At 59.3% G+C, this 4822-nt stretch carries 4 protein-coding genes; all 4 read left to right on the top strand.

The window, feature by feature from the left end:
- Nucleotides 1–220 precede the first annotated feature (220 nt).
- A complete protein-coding gene (locus tag IHD13_RS17875) occupies nucleotides 221–961 on the top strand; it encodes a hypothetical protein (RefSeq protein WP_195862388.1) in 741 nt (246 codons plus the stop codon).
- 12 nt (nucleotides 962–973) lie between these two features.
- The gene (locus tag IHD13_RS17870) at nucleotides 974–2089 is read left to right on the top strand and encodes a hypothetical protein (protein ID WP_230086409.1); all 1116 of its coding nucleotides are present in this window, start codon (nucleotides 974–976) and stop codon (nucleotides 2087–2089) included.
- Between the two features lie 671 nt (nucleotides 2090–2760).
- Complete coding sequence (locus IHD13_RS17865) at nucleotides 2761–3471, top strand: hypothetical protein (RefSeq protein ID WP_230086408.1); 711 nt, start codon at nucleotides 2761–2763, stop codon at nucleotides 3469–3471.
- A gap of 662 nt (nucleotides 3472–4133) precedes the next feature.
- Nucleotides 4134–4822, top strand: a 689-nt coding sequence (locus tag IHD13_RS17860; protein WP_230086407.1) for a hypothetical protein, incomplete at its 3' end; no start/stop codon positions are given.

The following is a 4822-nucleotide window of genomic DNA, read 5'->3' as shown; positions in this document are numbered from 1 at the left end:
GCAGAAGAAAGCCGCGCTGGATGAGACCTATCTGGCCGACATTCTCGCGGTGTGACAGCTTTCATGCGTTTTCCCTGTTCGACACGGTCAGCGCCGCGGAAGGTGGCACTCATCTTTACCCGCCAGGGAAGGCATTGACTTGCCCGCCCCGGCGGTAGAGTAGCTAACCGCCTACATCTACGGGCTAAAAAGGTCGGGGATCACAGGTCGCGATTTATTAATGCGTCGTATCACCCTCAATGTGGCAGGTAGATATCTAGGCCAGGTGCTGGCCAGATTCAATTTTCTGAGCCTCGTATTCTCCCTGCTCCAGCTGGGCGGCACCTGGGTCTACAATCGCTACAACCTCGATCGGCACGACCGCTGGCTAGAAACTACTCCTTGGGGCAGTGCCAACCGGGATGCCTCGCTCGAAGAGTATACTGAAGAATTGACTTCCATTAACCAAGCAGTACATGTCACCTTAGCTCGGCGTGACGACCACTACCTTATCGGCATCGTTCTACCTAGCCTGGCCAAGGAGGCCTTTCAGACTCCATTGGGTGGGCGGCCATCGTTAAGGCTATCCTTCCAGGCCTGGCAGATACGCCCCGAGCCACGAAACCGCCGTGCTGGCCCCGGTCCGGCTCAGCCCGGCGAGCTATGGGTGCCAATCAGTGAGGACTTTGGCGCCTCCCTGCGTCTGTTAACTTCCTCCAGTGCAACGGGGGTCGCGATTCGCGGGCTTATGCCTACACGACGCTTTATACCGGAGCACTATGCGGTTGCCGTTCGGATGGAGCGCCTGGACGAAGAGGGTGAATATCAAGCCAATGTCCATGACATTCAGGTGGTCTACCTGAACCCCGCCCTAGGGACGGGGTCAGGAGCTCACTATCAGCCAACCGATAGCGTTACGGCTCCCATCGAGCCAAACGCCTGGTACGCTATCGACCCGCGCACCATGGTAATGAATCCGTAGATGGGAGCTTCAATGGCCAAAAAGAGCAAGGGCCTTCCTGGACCCGACCCCACCCAGCCCCAACGTGCCGGCGATGTGGAAACTTTGCCCGGGGGCCGTATCGCCTTTCTGTCTCCTCTACCTCTCCCCACGGGGGAGCCAGCGCTAAACGAAGGGGCGGTCAGCGAGCTCAACGACCACTGGTTGGACTATGGCGCTGGATGGCCTGGTGTATTCGGCAACCAGTTCGTGATCATCACATCATTTGGATCTTTTCTTTTGATGGCAGTTGTAGCACCTTTCTTACTATCGCCATTTATGACAGAAAGACTATTCAACTCTCTCTCTGATGGCTTTATAAGAAATGGCCTATATATGGCATCTATTGCACTAATCGCTGGGCTCTGGGGTGTCGTCTCCGTCCACTCAAAACGAAAAAAGGTAATCCCAACACGCTTCCATCGCCAACGTCGTGAAGTCTGCTTTGTGCCTGAGAAAAAGAATGGCGAGGGCTACGAAGCTCCTGTTTTTGTCCCTTGGGAGTCGTTGCGCGCGTGGGCCTTCGAGACGCGTGGCATCACACAGTATGGTGTGCAGCAGCAGTATGGTATGGGCATCGGCTATGTGCTGCCCGACACCAAGCAATGGGTAAAAACGGAGTTTATGACGCCTGGCCTGCCTCTGGCTCTGGCCGAATGGGAGGCATTGCGCGGGTATATGGAGTACGAGATTAACACTCTAGACGAGATCCAGAACCCGCTGTCCATTCGTGAAGAGGGCGACCCCCCTTGGGAGGGGGCTCATACCATCCGTAACGCCCACCGCCGGCTTCATCAGCGCCGCCGCAACGGTGAGGTGGGTTGGTTCTACACCCTGGGCTGGTACCTTTACCACCTGCTCACCTTCTGGACCCTGCCGGGTTATATGGCTGAGTTGGAAACCTGGCTGCTCAGGCGCTCCGGCACCAAGTCACTGCCTCCCGAGATGGTGGAATGGTCCAAGCCCCTCCCCAAGGAGCAGTGGGCACAGCCCAGCGAGGAACTGGTTCGCCTTTCCGCCGAGGTACGGCGCATTCGTGAGCGCGACCCGCAGCGTCCTATCGAGGAGATCTTCACCGAGGCCTATCGCCGCCAGGGCATCGAGGCCTGATCGACCGACTACTGCCGGCGCCGCCGGAAGAAGTTATCCACACCCGGTGCCACACGGAACGTGGCGCCCATTCTCCCCCGCCAGGGAAGGCGCCCGACCGTCTTCCCCGGCGGTAGCGTGGCCAACCGCCTGCCCCGCATCGTCACTCACCACCACGATCGGGAGGTGATGACTTTTGACTCCCGGCACCTCGCTGACCGGCGCTCCCGGAGACTAGCGAGCGCAGCTCGTTGATCGGCAGGCGACAAGAAACGAAAAGGAACGCGACTATGAGTAACAAGGCGCCGGATCTGCCGCAGCCCGAGCTATCTCAGCCTCATCATGCGGGCGATACCCAGGCGATTCCCGGGGGGCGTATTACCTATCTGGCGCCATTACCCTTGTCGACGGGCCACCCCCCGCTGGATAACAGCAAGGCCGTCAGCGAGTGTAATGATACCTGGCTGGATTTCGGGGGGGGATGGCCAAGCGTATCTGTATGGCAGACTATTACAGGGGGAGTCTGTGGAATAGCATTGCTATGTATCCTAGTTCTCCCAGCCCTTATTTTTCTTCTCATGCCTGGCATATCACCTGGGAATTTCATTTTTTTATATAAAATTTTTTTCTGGACAGGAATAATCGGCGGCCTTGCGATATTATCCATCTCATATCTCGGTTATTACGCTGGAATGAAGCGCCTGAAAAACAGCATCCCTATCCGCTTTAATCGTCAGCGGCGGGAGGTCTGCTTTACCCTGACCGATACGCAGGAAACCGTCTTCGTGCCCTGGGAGTCCCTGATGGCCTGGGTGGTGGAAGCCCGCGGGGCGACCCAGTATGGCGTACAACAGCAGTATGGCATGGGCGTCGGCTACGCCCACCCGGAGACGGACCAGTGGCTGAAGCTCGAGTACATGACGGCGGGCCTGCCCCTGGCGGTCAGTAACTGGGAAGCGATCCGCGCCTATATGGACTACGAGATCCACTCGCTGCACGAGATCCAGGATCCCCACCTGCCGCGCGGCAAGGACGATCCACCCTGGGAGGGCGTGCATACCCTGCGCAATGCACGGCGCCGGATGCGTGAGCGCCGCACCAAGGGGGAGGTCGGACCCATTTTTACCTTCTTCTGGTATGCCTACCATGTGATCGAGCTATGGAACCTCCCCGGCTACCTGACGGAGTGGGAAGCCAAACGCCTGAGGAAATCGCGCCCCAAGTTGCGTCCGCCGGAGGTGGAAGCATGGTCCCAACCCCTCCCCAAGGAGCAGTGGGCCCAGCCCAGCGAGGAGCTGGTACGGCTCTCCGCCGAGGTACGGCGGATTCGTGAGCGCGACCCGCAGCGTCCCGTCGAGGAGATCTTCGCCGAGGCCTATCGCCGCCAGGGTATCGAGGCCTGATCGACCGACTACTGCCGGCGCCGCCGGATTGAGTGTTCCACATCCGGTGCCACACGGAACGTGGCACCCATTCTCACCCGCCAGGGAAGGCGCCCGACCGTCTTCCCCGGCGGTAGCGTGGCCAACCGCCTGCCCCGCATCGTCACTCACCACCGCGATCGGGAGGTGATGACTTTTGACTCCCGGCACCTCGCTGACCGGCGCTCCCGGAGACTAGCGAGCGCAGCTCATTGATCGGCAGGCAACAAGAGACGAAAAGGAACGCGACTATGAGTAACCAGGCGCCGGATCTGCCGCAGCCCGAGCTGTCTCAGCCTCATCGTGCGGGCGATACCCAGGCGATTCCCGGGGGGCGTATTACCTATCTGGCGCCCTTGCCCTTGTCGACGGGCCATCCCCCTTTGGATAACAGCAAGGCCGTCAGCGAGTGTAATGATACCTGGCTGGACTTCGGGGGGGGGTGGCCAAGCGTATCTGTATGGCAGACTATTACAGGGGGAGTATTCACGATTTTTTTACTCTGCACACTAGTCTTACCTGCGATTAGCTTTTTGATATTCCCCTCCAACATAGCCAAGGGTGTGAATGAAGGTTTTTTTTTGGCGGGAATAATCGGTGGACCAGTGCTCTTGCTGATCTCATATCTTGGTTATTACGCTGGAATGAAGCGCCTGAAAAACAGCATCCCTATCCGCTTTAATCGTCAGCGGCGGGAGGTCTGCTTTACCCTGACCGATACGCAGGAAACCGTCTTCGTGCCCTGGGAGTCCCTGATGGCCTGGGTGGTGGAAGCCCGTGGGGCAACCCAGTATGGCGTACAGCAGCAGTATGGCATGGGCGTCGGCTATGCCCACCCGGAGACGGGCCAGTGGTTGAAACTCGAGTACATGACGGCGGGCCTGCCCCTGGCGATCAGTAACTGGGAAGCGATCCGCGCCTATATGGACTACGAGATCCACTCGCTGCACGAGATCCAGGATCCCCACCTGCCACGCGGCGAGGACGATCCACCCTGGGAGGGAGTGCATACCCTGCGCAATGCACGGCGCCGGATGCGTGAGCGCCGTACCAAGGGGGAGGTCGGGCCCATTTTTACCTTCTTCTGGTATGCCTACCATGTGATCGAGCTATGGAACCTCCCCGGCTACCTGACGGAGTGGGAAGCCAAGCGCCTGAGGAAATCGCGTCCCAAGTTGCGTCCGCCGGAGGTGGAGGCGTGGTCCCAGCCCCTGCCCAAGGAGCAGTGGGCCCAGCCCAGCGAGGAGCTGGTGCGGCTCTCCGCCGAGGTACGGCGGATTCGTGAGCGCGACCCGCAGCGTCCCGTCGAGGAGATCTTCACCGAGGCCTATCG

Origin of the sequence: Halomonas sp. 328, assembly GCF_015645095.1 — a bacterium.
Taxonomy (GTDB): domain Bacteria; phylum Pseudomonadota; class Gammaproteobacteria; order Pseudomonadales; family Halomonadaceae; genus Bisbaumannia.
Note: the sequence above shows the minus strand (reverse complement) of the source record. Positions and strands in the feature narration are given on the sequence as shown.